Source organism: Streptomyces sp. NPDC001700, from assembly GCF_053596435.1.
In genome coordinates this window covers 18,724-40,851 of sequence record NZ_JBSFGE010000004.1, presented here as the reverse complement: position 1 = coordinate 40,851, position 22,128 = coordinate 18,724, and the positions used below count along the sequence as shown (strand labels likewise).

Here is a 22,128-nt window from a genome sequence, read left to right as displayed (position 1 = left end):
CATTTGTCCCTAGGTGTTGACAGTGGTCGATGGCGTTCTTACCGTCCTCTGCCATACAAGAGCTGAATGAGGGAGCCGTCATGACGCACACTCTTGACCGCACCGCCCGCGTCCGCTCCGCCTGGCAGGCCGCCTGGGACCAGGGGCGAGTGGAGGCGCTCGACGAACTGCTCAGCCCCGGCTACGTACGGCGCCGGGGCCCCGCCGCGGCCCCCCAGGACCGCGAGCAGTTCAAGGACTCCGTACGCGCCATCCGCGAGGCGTTCCCCGATCTCCACACCGAGATCGAGGAGATCGTGGAGGACGGTGAGGGGCTGGCGATCCGCTGGCGCAGCACCGGCAGCCACACCGGCGACTTCCTCGGCGTGCCGCCCACCGGCCGCCCGGTCGAGGTCTCCGGCGCCACCTTCACCCACTTCGACGGCGGTGTGATCGCCGAGGAATGGGTGACCTGGGACCCGCGCCAGCTACTGGAGGCGCTGGGGATCATCACCACCACCAAGGAAGCCGCCGTCGACGCCGACCTGGTGCGCGGGGTGCACCGCAAGTTCATCACCGGCGTGACCGTGGTGACCACCGACGACGCCGGTACGCCCCGGGGCCTGGCCGTCAACGCCTTCTCCAGCATCTCGCTGGACCCGCCGATGGTGCTGGTCTGCGTCCAGCGCAGCTCCACCACCCACCCCGCGCTGCACCGGGCCACCCATCTGGGCATCAACATCCTCGCCGCGCATCAGCTCGACGTCGCCAAGGTCTTCGCGTCCAAGTCGGACGACAAGTTCGCCGGGCTGTCCTGGACCCCGGGCGGCTCCGGCGTACCCCTGATCGACGGGTCCTGCGCCCAGCTGGAGGTGGAGATCGGCGAGCGGCTGGAAGCGGGCAGCCACACCGTCTTCACCGGCCGGGTGGTCGCGGCCGGTCATGAGGACCTGGCACCTCTGGTCTACAGTGGTGGCGGGTTTTTCGATATCTCGAACACAGCGCCTTTGCCGTGGTGAGACGCCTCCGGCCGCGCCTGGACCCACCCTTCCCTCCACACACCGCCACCCCTTGACGCCCTGATCTCCCCATGCCCCCAGGAGCACGCCCATGACCAACGACGATGCGGCGCCGGTCTACGGCAGCGCGGTCACCAAAGTCGAACCCTTCGGGGTCGACCACATCCCCGACAACGAGCGGCACGGCAAGCCCAGCTCACAGTTCTTCGTCTGGTTCGCCGCAGGCCTCAACTTCCCCATCATCCTGCTCGGATTCAGCGCGATCAGCCTGGGCCTCAGCTTCACCGGCGCGGTCGCCGCGATCGTCGTCGGGGCGGGAGTCGGCTCGGTGCTGATGGCTGTGATGTCCAAGATGGGCGTACGGCTCGGGGTGCCGCAGCAGATCCAGGCGCGCGGGCCGCTGGGCTTCTTCGGGAACTTCCTGCCGGTGGCGTACATCAATGTGTTCGCCGGGGTCGGCTGGGCCTCGGTCACCGTGATCCTCGGTGCCAAGGCGATCTCGGAGCTGACGCATCTGCCGTACTGGCTCTGCGGGCTGCTGCTCACCGCGATCGAACTGGTCGTGTCCATCTTCGGCTACAACATGATCAACTTCCTTCAGCGCGTGCTCACTTATGTGCTCACCCCGCTGTTCGCGATGATCACGATCGTGGCCCTGGTGCGTGGCGCTGGCACCTTCGACGCCAACCCGAAGGCGTCCGGCTACATCGGTGACACCGGCGGCTGGATCACCTTCTGCGGCTGGTTCCTCTCCTTCCTCGTCGCCTGGGCGCCGTTCGCCTCCGACTACTCGCGCTATCTGCCGGACACCCCGGACGTGGTGAAGCGCACCGCCTGGTACACCGGGTTCGGCAACTTCGTCACCATCTGCTGGCTCGGCATCCTGGGCGTCCTGGTCGGCTCGAACGCCAGCAGCACCGACTCCATCACCGCCCTCCACGAACTGGCCGGGCCGTTCGCCGTCCCCGCGCTCATCGCGGTCGGCCTCTCGGCGCTCGCGCAGAACTTCCTCAACGTCTACGGCGGCGCGATCTCCGTTCAGACCCTGAAGGTGCCGGTCACCCGGACCCAGGCGGTCACCGTCATCTGTCTGCTGGCGTACGTCATCAGCCTGTGGGGCGAGTCCGGGATCGAGGCGAAGTTCTCGGTGTTCCTCAACCTCACCGCGTACTTCATCGCGCCCTTCGCCGTCGTGCTGCTGCTGGACTACGGGCTGGGCGGCCGCTCCGACCCGGCGCGGATCGCCGAACTGTACGACCGGGGGCGGGTGCTCTCCTGGGGCTTCGTCGCATGGGCGGGCGGCGTGCTGGCGTCCATACCCTTCTGGGAGTCCAAGCTGTACACCGGCGCGTTCGCCTCGGCGTACCCGAGCGCGGGCGACCTGAGCATGTACGTCGCCGCAGGCGTCTCCGTGGTGCTGTACCTGCTGACCTACCGGCTGAAGCCGCTGTGGGTACGTACGGGAGACACCACCCCGGCCGAATCGCCCACGGAACCTGCGGTGGCAGGATCCTGACGGATCATCACATCAAGAACGGGCGGCATCGCGGTGGCGGTGCCGCCCGTTTCGTTCGCCTCGCTTACCCGGGGCGGCCCAGCTCCTTGCGGAACAGGTCCAGCACATTGCCGCCGAGGATCTGATGGACGGCGGCCTCCGAGAAACCCCGGTCGATCAGCGCCTCGGTGACCAGCGGAAGGCCACGGGGGCCTTCGAGGCCCGGGACGACCAGCTCGGCGTACTCCAGGTCCTCGCAGCACGGCGGGCTGACATCGGCGCTGACCTCCTTGATGAAGTCCGGCCCGAGGCCCACCCGGTCAGGACCCGCGACCTCCGCGATGTGGGCGATGTGGTCGGCCAGCCGGTCCACCGTCCGCTCGTCCGGATCGGTGGCCAGGAACTCGCCGAGGAAGTTCACGCACACCATTCCACCGGTCGCCACGATGCCCCGGATCTGGTCGTCGGTGAGATTGCGGTGATGGTCGAGCAGCGCACGCGCCGACGAGTGGGTGGCCAGCACCGGGCGGCTGGCCAGCTCCAGCACATGGGCGACGCCGGACGCGCTGAGGTGGGAGACGTCGAAGAGGATGCCCAAGCGCTCCATCTCCCGCAGCGCCTCGACCCCGGCGCCCGTCAGCCTGCTGCCGGTGGCGTCCTCGCCGCTGCCGTCGGCCAGCGCGGTACGGCCCCAGTGGGCGATGGACGCGACCCGCACGCCCAGCCGGTGGACGGTCGGGATCAGCTCCACGTCGGCGTCGAGGCCGGGGGCGCTCTCCAGTGCCAGGACCAGCGCGATCCTGCCCTCCGCCAGCGTGGCGTCGATGTCGGAGCCGTCCAGACACAGCCGTACCGCGTCCCGGTTGCCCTCGGCCAGCGTATGCGCGCACTCGATCATGCGCAGCGTCTCCCGCAGCGCGCCTTCGGGGCGGAACCGGTCCTCGATGAAGACCGGCAGCACCTGGAGGTCCACACCGCCCTCCCGCAGCTGCGGCAGCCACTGGTCCCGGAAGAAGGACGCCCAGCGCCTCGGCGGGCGGGCGGCGACGGCGACCAGCAGATCGTTGTGGGCGTCGGCGACGACCGCGCGGTGATGGAGTTCGCGGGACACGTGCGGCATTCCTCCACGGTTCAGGGGCCGTTACGGGACGGGCACCCCGAACCTAACGATGCCGTGGCGGTACGGGAAGCGGAATCCCGGCCCGGAATCACGTCCCCTCTCCCCGGCCCGCTGTTTCCCGCACACGCGGCGGGGCACTCGGGGTGCCCGGAGGTGGCCGATGGCGGACGGCGAGGGGACCACCGGCGACGGCGGCCTGGTGGCCACCGCCGTCGCGCTGACCGTGGCCACCGGTGCGATGGACGCGATCAGCTTCCTCGCCCTCGGCGGCGTCTTCACCAGCGTCATGACGGCCAACCTCTCGCTCCTCGGCATCTCGGCGGGCGACCAGGACCCGGAACGGGCCCGGGACGCCGCCGTCGCGGTGGCCGGTTTCGTCGCGGGCGCCCTGCTCAGCGCCCGGATCGTACGGGGCGAGCGGCCTGCCGGGCGGGCCCGCTGGGCCCTCGGCGCGGAAGTGCTCGCGCTCGGTGGGCTGTGGGCGGGGTGGGCCACGGCGGGCGGCCACCCGGGGCAGGGCGCGCAGTCGGCGCTGCTCGCGGTGGCCGCGCTCGCCATGGGCGGCCAGAGCGGTCTGGTGCGCGCCGTCGGGCCGCCCGGGATGTCCACCACGTACCTCACCGGCACCCTGACCGGGCTGCTGGTCGACATGGCCCGCGACGGCCGGGTGCGCTGGGCCAGCGCGGCGCTGCTCGCCGCGCTCGTCGTGGGGGCGGCGCTCGGTGCGCTGCTGGTCACGCACGCCGCTCGGGCCGCGCCCGCCCTCCCGGCCGGGCTGGTCGCGCTGGTCCTCCTGGCGTCGTTCACCTCACCGGGCGTACGGGGCCTCAAGTGGGCGTCGAGCGAAGGACGTTGAGCGGGGCACGTCGAGCGGTGGAACGCCCTTCCGGCGGGCGGATCCGGGTGACAGACTCCAGCCGTGACCGACTTCGACATGCTTGTCATCGGATCCGGCCCGGGCGGCCAGAAGGCCGCCATCGCGGCGGCGAAACTCGGCCGCCGGGTCGCCGTCGTCGACCGCCCGGACATGGTGGGCGGGGTGTCCCTGCACACCGGCACCGTGCCGTCCAAGACCCTGCGCGAGGCGGTGCTCTACCTCACCGGGCTGACCCAGCGGGATCTGTACGGCCAGAGCTACCGGCTCAAGGAAGAGATCACGGTCGCGGATCTGACGGCCCGCACCCGCCATGTGGTGGGCCGCGAGGTGGACGTCGTCCGCAATCAGCTCTCCCGCAACCGGGTCGCGATGTACTCCGGCACCGGACGGTTCGTGGACGACCACACGGTGGCCGTGACGGACGCGTCCGGCCATGAACAGCTGCTCACCGCGCACCACATCGTGATCGCCACCGGCACCCGCCCGGCCCGCCCGGCGAGTGTGGAGTTCGACGAGCGCACGGTCATGGACTCCGACAGCGTCCTGAACATGGAGCGGGTGCCGCGCTCCATGGTCATCGTGGGGGCCGGGGTGATCGGCATCGAGTACGCCTCGATGTTCGCCGCGCTGGGCAGCAAGGTCACCGTGGTCGAGCAGCGGGACGGCATGCTGGACTTCTGCGACGTCGAGATCGTCGAGGCGCTCCGATACCGGCTGCGGGACCTCGCCGTCACCTTCCGCTTCGGCGAGACGGTCGCGGCCGTCGAGCGGCATGAGCGCGGGACGCTGACCGTGCTGGAGAGCGGCAAGAAGATCCCGGCCGACGCGGTGATGTACTCGGCGGGACGGCAGGGGCTGACCGAGGAGCTGGACCTCGGGAGGGCCGGGCTCACCGCCGACCCGCGCGGCCGGATCACGGTGGACGAGCACTACCGTACGACCGTGCCGCACATCTACGCGGTGGGCGATGTCATCGGGTTCCCGGCGCTGGCCGCGACCTCCATGGAGCAGGGCCGCAGCGCGGCGTACCACGCGTGCGACGAGCCGGTGAACCCGATCCACGGCCTCCAGCCCATCGGCATCTACTCCATCCCGGAGATCAGCTTCATCGGCCGGACCGAGGACCAGCTGACGGAGGCGAGGGTGCCGTTCGAGGTCGGGATGGCGCGCTACCGCGAGCTGGCCCGCGGCCAGATCGTCGGCGACGGGCACGGCATGCTGAAGCTGCTGGTGTCCCCGGAGGACCGGCGGCTGCTCGGGGTGCACTGCTTCGGTACGGGCGCGACCGAGCTGATCCACATCGGTCAGGCGGTGATGGGCTGCGGCGGGACCGTCGACTATCTGGTGGACGCGGTGTTCAACTATCCGACCTTCGCCGAGTCCTACAAGGTCGCCGCCCTCGACGCGACGAACCGGATGCGCGAGGTCGACCACCTGGGCGACTGAACCGGGCCACCGCGTCGAAAAAGCATCCTTTGGGATACTTGGAGGCGTATCGGGAGGTGGTTCGACATGACCCGCGCAGTCGGTATCGACCTGGGGACGACGAACTCCGTGGTCTCGGTCCTCGAAGGCGGTGAGCCCACCGTCATCACCAACACCGAGGGCGCCCGGACCACCCCCTCGGTGGTCGCCTTCGCCAAGAACGGCGAGGTGCTGGTCGGCGAGGTGGCCAAGCGCCAGGCGGTGACCAACATCGACCGCACCGCCCGCTCGGTCAAGCGCCACATGGGCGAGGAGCGCTGGCGCTTCCCTGCCGAGGGCGACGTGGACGGCAAGCGCTACACCGCCCAGGAGATCTCCGCGAGGGTGATCCAGAAGCTCAAGCGCGACGCGGAGGCGTACCTCGGCGAGGACGTCACGGACGCCGTGGTCACCGTCCCCGCGTACTTCAACGACAGCCAGCGCACCGCCACCAAGGAGGCGGGCGAGATCGCCGGGCTGAAGGTGCTGCGGATCATCAACGAGCCCACGGCGGCCGCCCTCGCGTACGGGCTGGACCGGGAGAACGATCAGCGGATCCTGGTCTTCGACCTCGGCGGCGGCACCTTCGACGTCTCGCTGCTGGAGATCGGCGAGGGGGTCGTGGAGGTCAAGGCCACCAACGGCGACACCCACCTCGGCGGCGACGACTGGGACCAGCGCGTCGTCGACTACCTGGTCAAGCAGTTCAAGAACGGCTACGGGGTCGACCTGGCCAAGGACAAGATGGCGGTGCAGCGGCTGCGCGAGGCCGCCGAGAAGGCCAAGATCGAACTGTCCGCGGCGACCGAGACCACGATCAACCTGCCCTACATCACGGCGTCCGCCGAGGGCCCGCTGCACCTGGACGAGAAGCTCACCCGCTCGCAGTTCCAGCAGCTCACCGAAGACCTGCTGGAGCGGTGCAAGGCGCCCTTCCACCAGGCGATCAAGGACGCCGGGGTCAAGACCTCCGACATCGACCACGTGATCATGGTCGGCGGATCGACCCGGATGCCCGCGGTGACCGGCCTGGTCAAGGAGCTGACCGGCAAGGAGCCGCACAAGGGTGTCAACCCGGACGAGGTCGTCGCCATCGGCGCGTCCCTCCAGGCCGGTGTGCTCAAGGGTGAGGTCAAGGACGTCCTGCTGCTGGACGTCACCCCGCTGTCCCTCGGTATCGAGACCAAGGGCGGCATCATGACCAAGCTGATCGAGCGGAACACGACCATTCCGACCAAGCGCTCGGAGGTCTTCACGACGGCCGAGGACAACCAGCCGTCCGTGCAGATCCAGGTGTTCCAGGGCGAGCGCGAGATCGCCGCGTACAACAAGAAGCTCGGGATGTTCGAGCTGACGGGGCTGCCGCCCGCGCCGCGCGGGGTGCCGCAGATCGAGGTGGCCTTCGACATCGACGCGAACGGCATCATGCACGTCTCCGCCAAGGATCTGGGCACCGGCAAGGAGCAGCGGATGACCGTCACCGGCGGCTCGGCGCTCCCGAAGGACGACATCGACCGCATGATGCGCGAGGCCGAGCAGTACGCGGAGGAGGATCACAAGCGCCGCGAGTCCGCCGAGACCCGCAACCAGGCCGAATCTCTCGTGTACCAGACCGAGAAGCTGCTGCGCGACCAGGAGGGGAAGCTGCCGCAGGACGTCCGGCAGGAGGCCGAGACGGCGGTCGCGGAGCTGAAGGAGACGCTGAAGGGCGAGGACACCACGGCGATCCGGGACGCCACGGACAAGACCGCCGCCGTCGCGCAGAAGATCGGCACCGCCCTCTACGCCCAGGCACAGCCCGGGACCTCTGGCGGTGGCGCGGACGGCGACGCACACCAGGACGGCTCGCACCCGGATGCCGACGAGGTCGTGGACGCGGAGATCGTCGACGACGAGAAGCCGAAGGGAAGCGCTGGCTGACGCGCCCCGGAAGATGCGCTCCGGCCATGGCGCGGACCCGGAATACGAGGAGAATAGGGGGTGACGTGGCGAACCCCGGGGATGTGTCCGTGACCAACGGAACCGGTGACACCGGATACGGGAACATACGGCTCGACCGCACCGGTCAGGCCGAGGCGTTCGACGCCATCGGCGACCGCTACGACGAGGCGTTCCCGCACAAGGACGGCCAGCTCGCCGCGGGCGAGTGGCTCATCGGCGCGCTCCCGCCCGGATCCCGGGTGCTCGACCTGGGCTGCGGCACCGGGCTCCCCACCGCGCGCCAGCTGACCGGCGCGGGGCTGCGGGTCACCGGGGTCGACCTGTCCGCCGGAATGGTGCGGCTCGCCCGCTCGTACGTCCCCGGCGCCGACTTCCACCAGCTGGACATCGCCGATCTGCGCCCCGGGGGCCCGGTCGATCTCGGCCGGTTCGACGCGGTCACGGCGTTCTTCTCGCTGCTGATGCTGCCCCGCGCCGAGATCCCGTTCGCGCTCGGCACCATCCGCCGCCTGCTGCACCCCGGCGGGCTGTTCGCCCTGTCGATGGTGGAGGCCGACGTGGACGACTTCTCGATCCCGTTCCTCCGCTCCACCATCCGCGTCACCGGCTATCTGCGGGACGACCTGCGCGAGGTCATCGAAGCGGCCCGCTTCGAGATCGTCGGCGAGTCGTCCTACACCTACGCACCGGCCTCCTCGGACATCCCGCCCGAGGAACAGATCTTCCTCCGGTGCCGACGAGGCGGCTGAGGATCCGCGTCCGCGACGAACGGCACAGCTGATGGCGTCCCCGTACCCCACCCCCCAGGAAGGCCCGGACCGCCCGGACCGTCCGAACCGCCCGGGCGGCCGGGCCGTGGGACCCGCCGCGCCGTCCCGCCGCGCCCCGCCGCCGCAGTCCGGCCCGGACCGGCCTGGCGTGGAGCCCCCGCGCGAGGAGGCGGCGTACGCCACCGGCCCGCAGACCGACCGGCTGCGCTACCTCGACACCGCCACCCGGCAGATCGCCCGCGGCATGGACCTCGACGAGACCCTGCACGAACTGTGCCGCGCCGCCGTCCCCGCCTTCGCCGACGCGGCCGTGGTGCACCTGCGCGACCCGCTCCCCGCCGGGGAAGAGGAACCGCCGGGCCCCCTGGTCCTGCGCCCCCACAGCGCAGGCCCGGAAGGCCCACCCGCCACCTGCGGCGTGCCCGGCGGTCCCGCTGATCGTGGCGACGGCGCCGCTCCCGGTGGCCGTGGCGATCGTGCCGCGCCTGGCGGCCCCGGTGGTGGCGGCGACCGTGCCGTTCCCGGCGGCCCCGGCGGCCCCGGCGGCCCCGGCGGTCCCGGCGCGTCCGGCGGTCCCGCCGACCGCGGGGCCACCGGCGGCCCGGGGCATGGCGGCGGGGTCCGGGCCGCCGGACCACCGCCGCGTGCCGCGCCGCCGCTCGGGCCCGCGCGGCTCACCGTCGCCGGGCGGCTCGCCGAGCTGCTGGCCGCCGGACGGCCCGCGTTCGGGGACGTCCCCGGAATCGCCGCCGAGGTCGCCGAGCTGCTGAGCCCCGCGGTGGGCGGCCCGGGCCCGGTGCCTCCCGGGCGGCGGCTGATCATCGCGCCGCTGCGCGGCCGGGAGCACATCGTCATGGGCGCCGCCGTCCTCGTACGCCACCCCGACCGGCCGCCGTTCACCGGGGACGATCTGCTGGTCGCTTCCCAGCTCGCCACCCACACCGCCCTCGGCATGAACAAGGCGGTGCTCTACGGGCGCGAGGTCTCCGTCGCCGACGCCCTGCAGCGCACCATGCTCCCCTCCTCGCTGCCCGAGCCGATCGGCGTCCGGCTCGCCACCCGCTATCTCCCGTCCTCCAAGACCGCCCGCATCGGCGGCGACTGGTACGACGCGATCCCGCTGCCCGGCAACCGCGTCGCCCTCGTCATCGGCGACGTCATGGGCCACTCCATGACCTCCGCCGCGATCATGGGCCAGCTGCGCACCACCGTGCAGACCCTCGCCGGGCTCGACCTGTCCCCGGACGAGGTGCTGCACCACCTCGACGAGCAGGCCCAGCGGCTGGGCAGCCAGCACATGGCGACCTGTCTGTACGGCATCTACGACCCCATCGCACACCGGCTGCTGATGGCCAACGCCGGGCATCCGCCCCCGGTGCTGCTGCAGCCGGGAGGCCGTGGCCAGGTGCTGCGGATACCGCCCGGCCCGCCCATCGGAGTCGGCGGCGTCAGCTTCGAGACGGTGGAGATGTTCGCGCCCACCGGCGCCACCCTGCTGCTCTACACGGACGGTCTCGTGGAGTCCCGCGACACCGACGTGTCCACCGGGGTCGAGCGGCTGCGCGACCGGCTGCACACCACCGCCCAGGTGCTCGACCCGCCGCCGCTGGAGCTGCTGTGCGACGCGGCGGTGGGCGGCGTCGGGCCCCGGGACCGGGACGACGACATCGCGCTGCTCGCCGCCCGCTTCGACGGCATCCCGTCGTACAACGTCGCCTACTGGTTCCTGGACCCGAAGCCGCAGACCGCGGGCCGGGCCCGCCGCCTCACCCGCCGCACCCTGCACCGCTGGCATCTGGACTCGCTGCTGGAGACGACCGAACTGATGGTCAGCGAGGTGGTCACCAACGCCGTCCGCTACGCGACCCGCCCGGTGACGCTGCGGCTCCTGCGCACCGACGTGCTGCGCTGCGAGGTCGGCGACGACTCGCCGTTCGTGCCCAGGATGCTGCACGCCCGCCCGGGCGACGAGGGCGGCCGCGGCCTGTTCCTGGTCAACCAGCTCGCCCGGCGCTGGGGCGCGACCCGGCTGAGCACCGGCAAGCTGGTGTGGTTCGAGCAGCGCCTGCCCCGGGACCTCCGGATGGAGATCCCGGAGGACTGACACGACTACCGGCGGAAGATCTCCAGCCGGGACGGCGCCGACCGGTCCGGTGACGGCAGCACGAGCGCCCGCCGCCCGGGGGTGATCGACCCCAGGACGCCACCGCGCCGCGCGCCCGTGCAGCTCGGCACCGCACCCGCCAGCCCATGGGCGGTCAGAAAGCCCAGCACGGCGAAGGCGTACGCCTCCTTGGCCGCCGCCGGAAGCCCCAGCTCGTCGGAGCCCCGCAGGGCGATCGTGCCGAGCGCGCGGCGGAGCGCGGCCATCAGGGCGGGGTTGCGGACGCCACCGCCGGAGGCGATCACCTCGGTGGCGTGGACGGAGCGCGCCGCGTCGGCCACGGTACGGGCGGTCAGCTCGGTGACGGTGGCGATGATGTCGTGGCCGTCCACCGGGCCGGTGGCCGCCAGCGCGGCCCGCAGATAGGGGAGATGGAACAGCTCCTTGCCGGTCGTCTTGGGCGGCGGCAGCGCGTAGTACGGCTCGGCCAGCAGCCGTTCCAGCAGTCCGGGGTGGACGGTGCCGCGCGCGGCGAGGGCGCCGTCCGCGTCGTAATCCCGCCGACCGCCCGTCAGATCCCGCACCGCCGCGTCGATGAGGGCGTTCCCGGGGCCGGTGTCGTAGGCCAGTGGCTCACCGGCCCGGGGGACCACGGTGAGGTTGGCGATGCCGCCCAGGTTCAGCGCGGCGCACACCCCGGACCGCCCGCGCAGCCACAGCGTGTCGACCAGGCTGACCAGCGGGGCGCCCTGGCCGCCCGCGGCCACGTCCCGGCTGCGCAGATCGGAGACGACCGGGACGCCGGTGGCCTCGGCGATCCAGGCGGGCTGGCCGAGCTGCAGCGTGCCGTGCACCCGGCCGTGCTCGGCCCAGTGGTATGCGGTCTGGCCGTGCGAGCTGATCAGTTCGGCCCGTCCGCCGCACAGCTCCCGGTCGGCGCGGACGGCGAGCCGGGCGAACGCCTGGCCGATACGGGTGTCGAGCGCGCACACGTCCGCCATGGTGGTCGCCGCCGGTGGCAGCGCGGCGGCCAGCGCCGCGCGCAGCTCGTCCGGATAGGCGGCGCTGAGCAGGCCCAGCGGGGCGAGCACCAGGGTGTCGCCGTCGAGGGCCAGATCGGCGGCCGCCGCGTCCACCGCGTCATGGGATGTGCCCGACATCAGTCCGATCACGCGCATGGGGTCTCCTCCTCGGTCTCGTCCCGGGGCGGGGGCCGCTCCTCCTCCCGCAGCGTGCCCCAATGGGTGTCGCCGCGCAGGGTGGCCAGGGCGACCAGGCTGAGCGCGCCGGTCGCCGCCACGTAGTACGCGGGGATGTCCGCGTCCCCGGTCCGCTTGATCGCCTCGGTGATGATCAGCCCGGCGCACCCCGAGAACACGGCGTTCGACAGCGCGTACGCCAGCCCAAGCCCCGTGTACCGGACCCGGGTCGGGAACATCTCGGCGAGCATCGCCGGTCCGGGCCCCGCCATCAGCCCGACCACCGCGCCCGCCACGAAGACGGCCACGCCCCGCACCAGCGCCGAACTGCCCGGATCCTGAAGGAGGTTGAGCAGCGGGAAGGCGAGCACGGTCACCAGGGCGGCGCCGGTCAGCATGACCGGGCGCCGCCCGATCCGGTCGCTGAGCAGCCCCGCCGGGAGGATGGCCGCCGCGAACCCGGCGTTGGCCACCACGGTGGCGATCAGCGCCTGCTGGAAACTCGCGTCCAGGGTGGACTGCAGATACGAGGGCATGACGACCAGGAACGTGTACCCGGCCGCCGCCCAGCCCATGACGCGCCCGGCGCCCAGCACGATGGCCCCGGCGGTCTCACGGAGCCCGGCCGCCGCCTCACCCGGCCCGGTCCGCACGCGCGTCGTACGGAACGACGGGGTCTCCTCAAGTCGCAGCCGCAGCCACAACGCGGTCAGCCCGATCGGCAGGGCCAGCAGGAACGGCACCCGCCAGCCCCAGTCGCGCAACGCCTCCTCGCCCAGCGCGGTGGCCAGGACGGCGGCCGTCCCCGCCCCGGCGAGCAGCCCCAGCGCGACGGTGAACGACTGCCACGCCCCGTACAGCCCGCGGCGCCCCGGCGGAGCGAACTCCGTCATGAGCGACACCGCGCCACCGAACTCCCCGCCCGCGGAGAGCCCTTGCAGGATCCGCGCCAGGGTGAGCAGCCACGGGGCGGCGGCGCCCACCGTGTCGTACGTGGGCAGCAGACCGATGAGCGTGGTGGCGCCGGTCATCAGCAGCAGCACCAGGATCAGGGTCGGGCGCCGTCCGATCCGGTCGCCGGTGCGGCCGAAGACGGCGGCGCCGATGGGCCGGAAGAAGAACGCGAGCCCGAACGAGGCGTACGTCTTGACCAGGCCCTCCAGCTCGCTGCCGCCCTCGGGGGTGAAGAAGTTCGCGGCGATGACGGTCGCGAAGAAGCCGTAGACGCCGAACTCGTACCACTCGATGAAGTTGCCGACCGAACCCGCCAGCAGGGCGCGGCGTCTGGCCGGGCCGGGGAGAGAAGCGCTCACATCCAGATCCCGTACCCGCCCGGGACGTGTCCGTACCGGAGGAGGGGCTACCGGCGGGGGCCGTTCAGGGGTTGTTCGGCCCAGATGGTTTTGCGGTCGCCGGAGTAGCGGGTGCCCCAGCGCTGGGTGAGCTGGGCGATGAGGAACAGGCCGCGGCCGCCCTCGTCCATGCGGCCCGCGCGGCGCAGATGGGGCGCGGCCGCGCTGCTGTCGGAGACCTCGCAGATCAGCGACTGGTTTCTGACCAGCCGCAGTTGGATCGGGCTGCGGGCGTGCACGATGGCGTTGGTGAGCAGTTCGGTGACCACGACCTGGGTGGTGGCCACCAGATGGCCGAGCTGCCACCGGGCCAGCTGGCGCGCCACGTGGTCGCGGGCGCGGGCGACGATCTCGGGTTCGGCGGGCAGGTCCCAGGCGGCGCAGCGGTCGTCGCTCAGCGCGCGGGTACGGGCCACCAGTAGGGCCACGTCGTCGGGCGGATGGCCGGGGATCAGCCGGGAGACGACGGTGTCGCACACCGCGTCGAGCGACAGGTCGCGGCAGCCGTCGTCCAGGGTGCGGAGCAGCCGGTCGAGTCCGGCGTCGATGTCGTGGTCGCGGGACTCGACCAGGCCGTCGGTGTAGAACACGAGCAGGCTGTGGTCGGGCAGTTCGGCCTCGGTGGCCTCGAACGGCAGCCCGCCGACGCCCAGCGGTGGCCCGTTCGCGGAGTCCAGGAACTCGGCCCGGCCGCCGGGGGTGATGACGGCGGGCGGGGGGTGCCCGGCGCGGGCGAAGGTGAGGTGGCGGGTGATGGGGTCGTAGACCGCGTACACGCAGGTGGCGCCGAAGGCATAGGCGTCGATGGCCGGTTCGGGGGCCATGCCCGCCGCGGCGGCGGTGGCGTCGCCGGACTCAGGGCCCTCGGCGGCCTGTTCGTCGACCAGCCGCCGCACCTGGTCGTCGACATGGGCCAGCAGTTCGTCGGGGGGCAGGTCGAGGTCGGCCAGGGTGCGGACGGCGGTGCGCAGCCGCCCCATGGTGACGGCGGCCTTCATCCCGTGGCCGACCACGTCGCCCACGACGAGCGCTACCCGGGCTCCGGACAGCGGGATCACATCGAACCAGTCGCCGCCCACCCCCAGCCTGCTTCCGGCGGGCAGATAGCGCGAGCGGGCCTCCACCGCCGCCTGGACGGGCAGCCGCTGGGGGAGCAGGCTGCGCTGGAGGGCGAGGGCGGTGCCGCGTTCGCGGGTGTAGCGGCGGGCGTTGTCGACGCAGACCGCGGCGCGGGCCACGATCTCGTCGGCCAGCAGCAGATCGTCCTGCTCGAAGGGGTCGGTGCGCTCCCGCCGCAGGAACACCGCCACCCCGAGGGTGCTGCCGCGCGCCCGTACCGGCACCACCATCCAGGAGTGGATGCCCCACCGCTTGATGCCCTCGGCGCGCTTCGGGTCGTCGGCGAGCCAGCTGGGCAGCGGCCCCGGGCCGTTCACCGACTCCAGGACGGAGGTGCCGGTGGCCAGGGCGCGGGCGAAGGGGGAGTCCGGGGCGGACGCGTGCACGTCCACGTCCTCCACGTCGGCCACCGCCTCCGGGGTGCCGGGCATGATGGACTGGTGGGCGGCGCGGCGGAACACGGTCTCGCGCGCTACCGCCCCGGTGGGCGGCTCCTCGCCCTCGAAGACCGAGTCGATCAGGTCGACGCAGGCGAAGTCGGCGAGCCGGGGCACCGCCACGTCCGCCAGCTCCTGGGCGGTGTGCAGCAGGTCGAGGGTGGAGCCGATACGGGCGCTGGCGTCGTTCAGCACCGCGAGCCGCTCCCGGGCGCGGTGCCGCTCGGTGATGTCGAGCACCGCGTGGCAGACGGCGAACACCTCGCCCAAGCGGTTCTTGAGCGGGAAGACCGAGTTGGACCAGACGTGCTCCCGGCCCGGGTCGGAGGGCACCCGGCCCTGGATCTCGACGTCGGCGACCGCGACGCCCTGGCGGAGCACCTGGTGCTGGGTGGCCTCCATTCCGGAGGTGTCCACCTGTGAGGCCGTCTCGCTCAGGGTGAGCCCCAGCCGCTCCTCGTCCGGGATGCCGCTCAGCCGCCGCAGCGCGGCGTTCTGCATCAGACAGCGGTACTGGTCGTCGTAGACGCTCAGGGCCACGGGTGACGCCAGGCCCAGGCCGTCCAGGAGCGCGCGGCCGATGTCCTGGCGGCGCACCGACATCTCGCGGGTGGCCTGCAGCAGCCAGTGGGGGCGCCCGTCGCCCGGGGACCACGGCTGGGCCCACAGGACGGTACGTATCTCCCCGCCGTCGCGGTGGCGCAGCACCGCCGGACCGCCCCGGTCGGCGGTGTACGCGTCGGCGCGGGGCGGTCCGGGGCCGCCGGGGGCGAACAGCTCCGCCACCGGGCGTCCCACCACCTCCTCGGCCCGGTACCCGAGGAGATTCCGCGCCCCGAGACTCCAGCCGGTCAGGGTGCCCCGCTCGTCCACCACGAGGGCGGCCTCGGAGACCGGATCGGGGAGGTGGTGGGGCCATCCGCGGAAGGTGGTGTCGCCCATTGCATGCGCTCTCGCCTCGTATCGGCACGTGCGCCTCGAATCGGCATGTACGCCTCGTACCAGCGCATACGCCTTGTATCGGCACGTGCAGCGAATTTTACTCCGCCGGGCCCGGACGACCCCTTGGCGTCAGTCATTAATTCATATTTAATATCGGCCGTGACGTCTTCTTCTCCCGCTCAGGGGTCCGGTTGCGTGATCGTCACCGGCGCCGCAGGCGGCATCGGCGCGGCCACCGCCCGCCGACTGGCCGCCGACGGCGCGGGGGTGCTGATCGCCGATGTGCTGCGCGAGGAGGGCGAGGACGTCGCCCGGGAGATCCGCGCCGACGGCGGACGGGCCGTCTTCCAGCACTGCGACGTGGCCGACGAGGGCTCCTGGGACGCGGCGGTACGTACCGCCACCGAGGCCTTCGGGCCGGTGTCCGGGCTGGTCAGCAACGCCAGCGCGGTACGGATCGGGCCCGCCGACGAGATCGGCCTCGACGACTGGAACCAGCAGCTGTCGGTCGGCCTCACCGCCGCCTTCCTCGGCTTCCGCGCCTGTCTCCCCGGCCTGCGGGCCACCCGGGGGAGCGCGGTCCTGGTGTCGTCCGTGCACGCCCTCGTCGGGCTCCCCGGCCGCCCCGCCTACGCGGCCGGGAAGGCGGGCCTCACCGGGCTGACCCGCCAGCTGGCCGTCGAGTACGGCCCCGGGGTGCGGGTCAACGCCGTCCTGCCGGGCCCTGTCCTCACCCGCGCCTGGGCCGGGATCAGCGAGGAGGACCGGCGCGCCAGCGCCGAGCAGACCGCCGCCCGCCGCCTCGGCCGCCCGGAGGAGGTGGCCGGGGCCATCGCCTTCCTGCTCGGCGGCGACGCCTCGTTCGTCACCGGCGCCTCGCTGGTGGTGGACGGCGGGTGGAGCGTGCTGAAAACCAGTTCCTGAGGAGCAACCTGTGATCATCACCCGAGTCGAGACCTTCGCCGTCCCGCCGCGCTGGCTGCTGTGCCGCGTGGAGACCGACGAGGGCGTCGTCGGCTGGGGCGAGCCCGTGGTCGAGGGCCGCGCCGCCACCGTCCGTACCGCCGTCCACGAGCTGTCCGAACTCCTCGTCGGCAAGGACCCCGCCCGGATCGAGGACCACTGGCAGCTCATGACCAAGGGCTCCTTCTACCGGGGCGGCCCGGTGCTCTCCAGCGCCGTCGCCGGGCTCGACCAGGCGCTGTGGGACATCGCGGGCAAGACCCTCGGGGTGCCCGTCCACGTCCTGCTCGGCGGTCCGGTACGGGACCGGGTCCGCGCCTACAGCTGGGTCGGCGGCGACGAGCCGAGCGCGATCGGCGAGGCGGTCGCCGCCCAGGTCGAGGCGGGCTTCACCGCGGTCAAGATGAACGCCTCCGGGCGGATGAACCGGCTGTCCACCGTCTCCGACATCGACGCCGTCGTGGCCCGCGCCGCCGCCGCGCGCGAGGCCCTGGGGCCGGACCGGGACTTCGCCGTCGACTTCCACGGCCGCTTCACCGTCGCGGGCGCCCGCAAGATGCTGCCCCATCTGGCCCCGTACAACCCGCTGTTCGCCGAGGAGCCGGTCCTTCCCGAGTACACCCATCTGCTCGGCGACCTCGTCGCCTCCTCGCCCGTCCCCATCGCCACCGGGGAACGGCTCTACTCGCGCACCGACGCGCTGCCCGCGCTGCAGGCCGGGGTCGCGGTGCTGCAGCCCGACCTCTCGCACGCCGGGGGCATCTCCGAGGTGCGGCGCATCGCCTCGCTCGCCGAGGTGTTCGACATCCCGCTCGCCCCGCACTGCCCGCTCGGCCCGGTCTCGCTCGCCGCGAGCCTCCAGATCGCCTTCGCCACCCCCAACTTCCTGATCCAGGAACAGAGCATCGGCATCCACTACAACGACGGCGCAGAAGTCCTCGACTACGTGGTCGACCCCGAGGTGTTCCGCTTCCACGACGGCCACATCAACCGGCCCACCGCCCCCGGCCTCGGCATCGAGGTCGACGAGCGGGCCGTACGGGCCGCCGACGGAACCGCCCCCGACTGGCGCGGCCCGATCTGGCGCCACCCGGACGGCTCGTTCGCCGAGTGGTGACAGATCGTCTCCGGGGGTGCGCTCAGCCGCGCAGCACCGCGTTGCACTCCCGCTGCAGCGCGATGTCCTGCCACATCGGGTGCTGTGGCGCGGCGTTGGAGCACACCACCGCGCCCCACGCCCCGACCCGCGCCGCCTCGGCCACCGCGCGGCGGCAGAACGCGGCCCCCACCGGGCCCTCCTCGAACGTGCCGTGCAGCGGCGTGTAGCCGATCCAGCCCTCGCCGAACACCAGCGGCACACCCGTCTCCGCCGCCCAGTCCGCGGCAGCGTCGATCCAGGTGACGAGCTTCTGCTCCATGGCCAGCCGGTGCGTCGCGTAGCGCTCGTACAGCCACGCGTCCCACTTGACCGGATCGCACCAGTCGTGGACGTAGATCTCCCGAGGCCCGACCGTGGTGGCCGCCAGCCGCCACCGGTCGCGCTCCGGCGGCACCCAGTCCGCCAGATCGGGCGCGCCCGGGCGCAGCAGCTCCCGGCGGGCGCGTGGCTGGGGGAAGGGCCGGGCGCGGTCGCGGATCGCGAAGGTGTCGATCAGCTCGCCGAGCACCCCGTAGACATACGGGTGGAACACGGCGACGTCGATGTCGCGGGGCACTCCGCGCAGCGAACCGACCGGCACCATCGCGTAGTTGACGGTCACCGGACGGTTCGGGTGGCGCTCCCGGAACCGGGCGAGACCGCGCTCCAGCCGGGGGCGCAGCGCGACGACCCGGTCCTCGCCGCGCAGACCGTCGGTGAGCCGGGTGCCCTGCACCTCGTTGTGCAGCTCGGTGAAGGCGATCCGGTCGTCGAGACCGTGTACGACGAGGAAGTCGATCAGATCGGCCAGCGCGTCAGCGAGCGCCTCGGCGCGCCGCTCGGGGTCGACCGCCATCAGGGCGTCGAACCAGGCGCGGTCCTCGGCGAACGACGGGCTCTGCTGGTACTCCCAGCTGGAGAGGATGACGTAGCAGTCGTGCCGCAGGGCCGCCTCGAACAGCGCCCGCAGCTGGGCGCGTCCGTCGATCTCGGCGACCGCGCCCACGTCGTACCAGCGCATCCGCTGCCCGTAGTCGCCGCCCAGCGGGCGCAGCCGCATCTTGCCGGTGTCGAGCCCCGAACCGAAGAGCAGAAACGGCATCGCGCAGATCCGCACCGTGTTGTAGCCGCGGGCGACGGCGTCCTCGAAGGCCCGGTCCAGATCGGCGAAGGGCTCGCCCGGGCCGGTACGGGTGTACCAGCTGAAGTCCCACAGCGAGATGGTCAGGGTGGCCGGGAGATGGGCGTGCGGCGACTGCGTCACTGGGGGCTCCCCGCGGTCGGCGTGCTCGTCGGTGAGGTCGGTTCATCGTCCGGGCGGGCCTGGGGGGTGTCAAGATGTATTCATAAATAATGCCCAGCCCCGATGACCATCCCGATGACCCATCCCCGAGGAGAACCCCATGGCGTCCTATTCCGGCCGCGGAGTGCACGGTCAGGTGGTCCAGCGGCTGGGCGCCCGCATCGTCGGCGGCCACTGGGCCGAGGGCGACGTCCTGGATGTACGGGCCCTCGGCGACGAGTTGGACGTCAGCCTCACCGTGATGCGTGAGTCCCTGAAGGTGCTGGCGGGCAAGGGCCTCATCGACGCCCGGCAGAAGCGCGGCACCTACGTACGCCCCCGCTCCGCCTGGAACCTCCTGGACGCCGATGTGATCCGCTGGCGCATGGCGGGCGGCGACGGTGAGCGGCTGATGCGCGACCTCACCGACGTGCGCTCCGTCGTCGAACCCGCCGCCGCCCACCGCGCCGCGCTGCGCCGCACCGACGCCGACCTGACCGCGCTGGACGCCGCGCTGACCGCGATGGAACACGCCCGGGGCGACCTCGCCGCCGAGGCGGACGCCGACGCCGCCTTCCACCGGGCGCTGCTCGCCGCCACCGGCAATGAACTCCTCGCCCGGTTCGAGCTGATCCTGGAGCCCGGGCTGCGCGAGCGCGACCGGCTGGTCCACGCCCACGGCGACGCCGACGACCCGGTGCCCAGCCACCGCCGGGTGCTGGACGCCGTACGCGACCGGGACGCCCCGCGCGCGGAGCTGGCCATGCTCGACCTGCTCGCCAAGGCGGCCGAGGACGTCGGCGCGGCCGCGTCCCGGCCCGCCGACGGCTGACCGGGACGCGGTGGGCCTAAGAGCGGGACCCGGGAGCGGTCAGCGGCGGTTCCTGCCGGACCACATGGGCTCCACGGCCTTCCACTCCGCCTCCCACTGCTCGTACCGGCGCCGGTCCAGCACCTGCCGGACCCGGGCCCGCCCGGCGAACGCCGCGGCGAGCACCACCGCGGCGGTCAGCGTGCCGGTGAACCAGCCCATCGTCCGCGCGGTCGAGGGGGAGGTGGGCGGCTGGGCCAGCTCCCCGTCCCGGCCCACCCACACCCGTACGTCCGTACCCGCGTCCGCGCCGCCGGGCACCGTGGCCACGCCGACATGCCGGGCGCCGTCGCCGCCGGTCCAGCTGACCTTCGCCATCCTCAGCTCGGTGGCCTCCGACTGGCCGGGACCGCCCGGCGGCGACTCGGCGAGCCGCGCGGTGACCTGGTGCCGCTCCGCGGCCTGCGCGTGCACGACGCGCATCTGCGACGCGTACGCGGCGTTCCCCGAGCTGACCGCGGCCATCGGCAGGCCGAGCCCGAGGACCAGCAGGAAGAGCGCGGTGAACCAGGACTGGACCCGGTCGGTCCGCCTGCGCAGCGGGTTGCGCCCCCTGGCCGGCCGGCCCAGCAGAGGCGGTTGGGGTCCGAAAGCGCCCCGCGGTCCGTGGGTGTTCATGGTCTCAAGGCCTCCAGCGAGTGCTGACGTCGTCGCGCGGCGCGCCATGCGCCGGGGGTGCCCCATGGCGCGCCACGCGACGGGCAGTGGGTCAGGTGCGGGGAGCGGGCTGATACGCGCCGGGCACCATCCGGGCGCTGATCGCTGTGCGGTTGTACGCGTTGATGACGACCGCGGCCCAGATCAACGCCGCCACCTGCGGCTCGTCGAAGACCTCGGACGCGGCCCGGTAGACGTCGTCCGGGACATGGCCGTCCTGAACATCCGTCACCGCCTCGGTCAGGGCGAGCGCGGCCCGCTCGCGCTCGGTGAAGAACGGGGTCTCCCGCCAGGCGCTCAGGGCGTAGACGCGCTGCTCGGTCTCGCCCTTCGCCCGGGCGTCCTTGGTGTGCATGTCCAGGCAGAAGGCGCAGCCGTTGAGCTGGGAGGCGCGGATTCTGACCAGTTCGAGCAGCTCGGGCTCGACCTTCGCCTCCTGCGCCGCCGCGACGGCCGCCGCGTGCAGGGCCCCCATCGCGGCGGACACCTCCGGGGCCAGCTTCTTCAGTTCCAGCCGGGCGGTGGTGGCCTGGGGGCCGGGCGCGGTAGCGGTCATCGGTGAACTCCGTTCGTCGGCGTGTGCGTTGGTACGTTCGGCGGCGTGTTCGTCGGCATGAGGACATCGGCACAGCTGTCGAGCCAGCTCTGCCAGGAAGCGGCGCGCAGCGCCGGACCCGCGCGCAGCGGACGGCCGAGCCACGCGGTCACGGGACGGATCCCGTGCAACGCGTTGACCAGCCACACCTCGCGCCCGTCCAACTCGTGGACGGGACACCGACGGTGTTCGGTACGGACGCCAAGCTCCGCCGCGCGCTCCTGGATCAGGGTCGTGGTGACGCCCGCCAGCAGCGGCAGGTCCGGCGGCGGCAGGCACAGCACATCGTCCTCCCACCACAGGACGTTCGCCGTCGTCCCCTCCAGCACCAGGCCCGAGGGGGTGGTGAGCATCAGTTCCTGCGCGCCGCGCTGGGCGGCCCGGTGGCGCAGATGCGCCAGCAGGGACAGATCCGGCCCCTTGCGGCGCGGATGGACGCGCGGGTCGAACTCCTCGGTCAGACAGACCGCCACATTGGCCGTCCGGGCCGGTGCGGGCCGTATCCGCAGGTAGAGCCGGGCCGGTTCCGGACCGGCCAGCTCGACCCGGGGGAACCAGCGGCCGGTGCGCGGCAGCGCCGCCACCGCGTCCCGCCAGAAGCTCTCGATCCGGGCCGGGGAGTCGCCCGTCGCCTCGGCGCACGCGGCGGAGAACCGCCGGTGGTGGTGGTCCAGGGCCCGCGCCCGCCCCTCGTCGACCAGCCAGGAGTCGGCGGCCAGCAGCGCGCTGTCGGGCACCGGGCGGGAGGGCATCAGCCCGCCGTCCTCGCGCCACATCAGCGTCCACTGCTGCTGCTCGGAGGGC

General features: G+C 72.7%; 18 protein-coding genes. 10 read left to right on the top strand and 8 right to left on the bottom strand.

The genetic code is table 11. The features are described from left to right. The first annotated feature begins 80 nt into the window (after positions 1-80). Together ACWC5C_RS08670 and ACWC5C_RS08665 are read left to right on the top strand one after the other, a co-directional pair. Entirely contained in the window at positions 81-998 is a 918-nt protein-coding gene (locus ACWC5C_RS08670; RefSeq protein WP_450874738.1) for a flavin reductase, read from the top strand. Between the two features lie 91 nt (positions 999-1,089). Continuing rightward, complete coding sequence (locus tag ACWC5C_RS08665; RefSeq protein WP_450874737.1) at positions 1,090-2,514, top strand: purine-cytosine permease family protein; 1,425 nt, start codon at positions 1,090-1,092, stop codon at positions 2,512-2,514. A gap of 64 nt (positions 2,515-2,578) precedes the next feature. Here the strand turns inward: ACWC5C_RS08665 and ACWC5C_RS08660 are convergent, their stop codons facing one another. Further along, positions 2,579-3,613 carry a dipeptidase gene (locus ACWC5C_RS08660; protein ID WP_450874736.1) on the bottom strand — a complete coding sequence of 345 codons (1,035 nt, stop codon included), beginning with the start codon at positions 3,611-3,613 and terminating at the stop codon, positions 2,579-2,581. 160 nt (positions 3,614-3,773) lie between these two features. Here ACWC5C_RS08660 and ACWC5C_RS08655 point away from each other — a divergent pair, with 160 nt between their 5' ends. The 5 genes from ACWC5C_RS08655 (at position 3,774) to ACWC5C_RS08635 (ending at position 10,769) form a co-directional block, all read left to right on the top strand. Beyond that, positions 3,774-4,469: a YoaK family protein gene (locus ACWC5C_RS08655; protein WP_450874735.1), complete on the top strand. Its 696-nt coding sequence runs from the start codon at positions 3,774-3,776 to the stop codon at positions 4,467-4,469. 63 nt (positions 4,470-4,532) lie between these two features. After that, positions 4,533-5,936, top strand: a complete 1,404-nt coding sequence (gene sthA / locus ACWC5C_RS08650) for a Si-specific NAD(P)(+) transhydrogenase (protein ID WP_450874734.1) — start codon at positions 4,533-4,535, stop codon at positions 5,934-5,936. Positions 5,937-6,002: 66 nt separating this feature from the next. Continuing rightward, positions 6,003-7,874, top strand: coding sequence for a molecular chaperone DnaK (dnaK, locus tag ACWC5C_RS08645; RefSeq protein WP_450874733.1), 1,872 nt, complete (start codon positions 6,003-6,005; stop codon positions 7,872-7,874). Positions 7,875-7,957: 83 nt separating this feature from the next. Then, positions 7,958-8,644, top strand: a complete 687-nt coding sequence (locus ACWC5C_RS08640; RefSeq protein ID WP_385441414.1) for a class I SAM-dependent DNA methyltransferase — start codon at positions 7,958-7,960, stop codon at positions 8,642-8,644. A 31-nt stretch (positions 8,645-8,675) separates the two neighbouring features. Then, positions 8,676-10,769: a SpoIIE family protein phosphatase gene (locus ACWC5C_RS08635; protein WP_450874732.1), complete on the top strand. Its 2,094-nt coding sequence runs from the start codon at positions 8,676-8,678 to the stop codon at positions 10,767-10,769. 5 nt (positions 10,770-10,774) lie between these two features. Here the strand turns inward: ACWC5C_RS08635 and ACWC5C_RS08630 are convergent, their stop codons facing one another. From ACWC5C_RS08630 to ACWC5C_RS08620, 3 genes are read right to left on the bottom strand one after another with little or no spacing between them, the layout of a single operon-like run. Continuing rightward, complete coding sequence (locus ACWC5C_RS08630; protein WP_450874731.1) at positions 10,775-11,947, bottom strand: anhydro-N-acetylmuramic acid kinase; 1,173 nt, start codon at positions 11,945-11,947, stop codon at positions 10,775-10,777. After that, a complete protein-coding gene (locus tag ACWC5C_RS08625) occupies positions 11,938-13,281 on the bottom strand; it encodes an MFS transporter (RefSeq protein ID WP_450874730.1) in 1,344 nt (447 codons plus the stop codon). Before ACWC5C_RS08625 ends, ACWC5C_RS08630 begins: the two co-directional genes overlap by 10 nt. Before the next feature lie 47 nt (positions 13,282-13,328). Beyond that, positions 13,329-15,818 carry a SpoIIE family protein phosphatase gene (locus ACWC5C_RS08620; protein ID WP_450874729.1) on the bottom strand — a complete coding sequence of 830 codons (2,490 nt, stop codon included), beginning with the start codon at positions 15,816-15,818 and terminating at the stop codon, positions 13,329-13,331. A 150-nt stretch (positions 15,819-15,968) separates the two neighbouring features. On the opposite strand from ACWC5C_RS08620, the gene ACWC5C_RS08615 reads away from it, so the two are divergent. Further along, positions 15,969-16,742 carry an SDR family NAD(P)-dependent oxidoreductase gene (locus ACWC5C_RS08615; RefSeq protein WP_385441416.1) on the top strand — a complete coding sequence of 258 codons (774 nt, stop codon included), beginning with the start codon at positions 15,969-15,971 and terminating at the stop codon, positions 16,740-16,742. Between the two features lie 10 nt (positions 16,743-16,752). Further along, entirely contained in the window at positions 16,753-17,898 is a 1,146-nt protein-coding gene (dgoD, locus tag ACWC5C_RS08610) for a galactonate dehydratase (protein ID WP_450874728.1), read from the top strand. 22 nt (positions 17,899-17,920) lie between these two features. Here dgoD and ACWC5C_RS08605 read toward each other — a convergent pair whose 3' ends face one another. Beyond that, the gene (locus tag ACWC5C_RS08605; RefSeq protein WP_450874727.1) at positions 17,921-19,183 is read right to left on the bottom strand and encodes a cellulase-like family protein; all 1,263 of its coding nucleotides are present in this window, start codon (positions 19,181-19,183) and stop codon (positions 17,921-17,923) included. Positions 19,184-19,322: 139 nt separating this feature from the next. Here ACWC5C_RS08605 and ACWC5C_RS08600 point away from each other — a divergent pair, with 139 nt between their 5' ends. Then, positions 19,323-20,033 carry a FadR/GntR family transcriptional regulator gene (locus ACWC5C_RS08600; protein ID WP_450874726.1) on the top strand — a complete coding sequence of 237 codons (711 nt, stop codon included), beginning with the start codon at positions 19,323-19,325 and terminating at the stop codon, positions 20,031-20,033. 39 nt (positions 20,034-20,072) lie between these two features. Here ACWC5C_RS08600 and ACWC5C_RS08595 read toward each other — a convergent pair whose 3' ends face one another. The 3 genes from ACWC5C_RS08595 to ACWC5C_RS08585 form a co-directional block, all read right to left on the bottom strand. Then, the gene (locus ACWC5C_RS08595) at positions 20,073-20,690 is read right to left on the bottom strand and encodes an Rv1733c family protein (RefSeq protein WP_385448347.1); all 618 of its coding nucleotides are present in this window, start codon (positions 20,688-20,690) and stop codon (positions 20,073-20,075) included. 91 nt (positions 20,691-20,781) lie between these two features. Beyond that, complete coding sequence (locus ACWC5C_RS08590) at positions 20,782-21,285, bottom strand: carboxymuconolactone decarboxylase family protein (RefSeq protein ID WP_450874725.1); 504 nt, start codon at positions 21,283-21,285, stop codon at positions 20,782-20,784. Further along, entirely contained in the window at positions 21,282-22,100 is an 819-nt protein-coding gene (locus ACWC5C_RS08585) for an aminotransferase class IV (RefSeq protein ID WP_450875132.1), read from the bottom strand. The genes ACWC5C_RS08590 and ACWC5C_RS08585 overlap by 4 nt, the downstream gene beginning before the upstream one ends. Positions 22,101-22,128 lie beyond the last annotated feature (28 nt).

Coding starts and splice junctions, on each gene's coding strand:
- ACWC5C_RS08655 (WP_450874735.1), top strand. CDS start 3,774: ATGGCGGACGGCGAGGGGACCACCGGCGACGGCGGCCTGGTGGCCACC.
- ACWC5C_RS08600 (WP_450874726.1), top strand. CDS start 19,323: ATGGCGTCCTATTCCGGCCGCGGAGTGCACGGTCAGGTGGTCCAGCGG.
- ACWC5C_RS08670 (WP_450874738.1), top strand. CDS start 81: ATGACGCACACTCTTGACCGCACCGCCCGCGTCCGCTCCGCCTGGCAG.
- ACWC5C_RS08620 (WP_450874729.1), bottom strand. CDS start 15,818: ATGGGCGACACCACCTTCCGCGGATGGCCCCACCACCTCCCCGATCCG.
- ACWC5C_RS08595 (WP_385448347.1), bottom strand. CDS start 20,690: ATGAACACCCACGGACCGCGGGGCGCTTTCGGACCCCAACCGCCTCTG.
- ACWC5C_RS08660 (WP_450874736.1), bottom strand. CDS start 3,613: ATGCCGCACGTGTCCCGCGAACTCCATCACCGCGCGGTCGTCGCCGAC.
- dnaK (WP_450874733.1), top strand. CDS start 6,003: ATGACCCGCGCAGTCGGTATCGACCTGGGGACGACGAACTCCGTGGTC.
- ACWC5C_RS08665 (WP_450874737.1), top strand. CDS start 1,090: ATGACCAACGACGATGCGGCGCCGGTCTACGGCAGCGCGGTCACCAAA.
- ACWC5C_RS08630 (WP_450874731.1), bottom strand. CDS start 11,947: ATGCGCGTGATCGGACTGATGTCGGGCACATCCCATGACGCGGTGGAC.
- ACWC5C_RS08590 (WP_450874725.1), bottom strand. CDS start 21,285: ATGACCGCTACCGCGCCCGGCCCCCAGGCCACCACCGCCCGGCTGGAA.
- ACWC5C_RS08635 (WP_450874732.1), top strand. CDS start 8,676: ATGGCGTCCCCGTACCCCACCCCCCAGGAAGGCCCGGACCGCCCGGAC.
- ACWC5C_RS08585 (WP_450875132.1), bottom strand. CDS start 22,100: ATGTGGCGCGAGGACGGCGGGCTGATGCCCTCCCGCCCGGTGCCCGAC.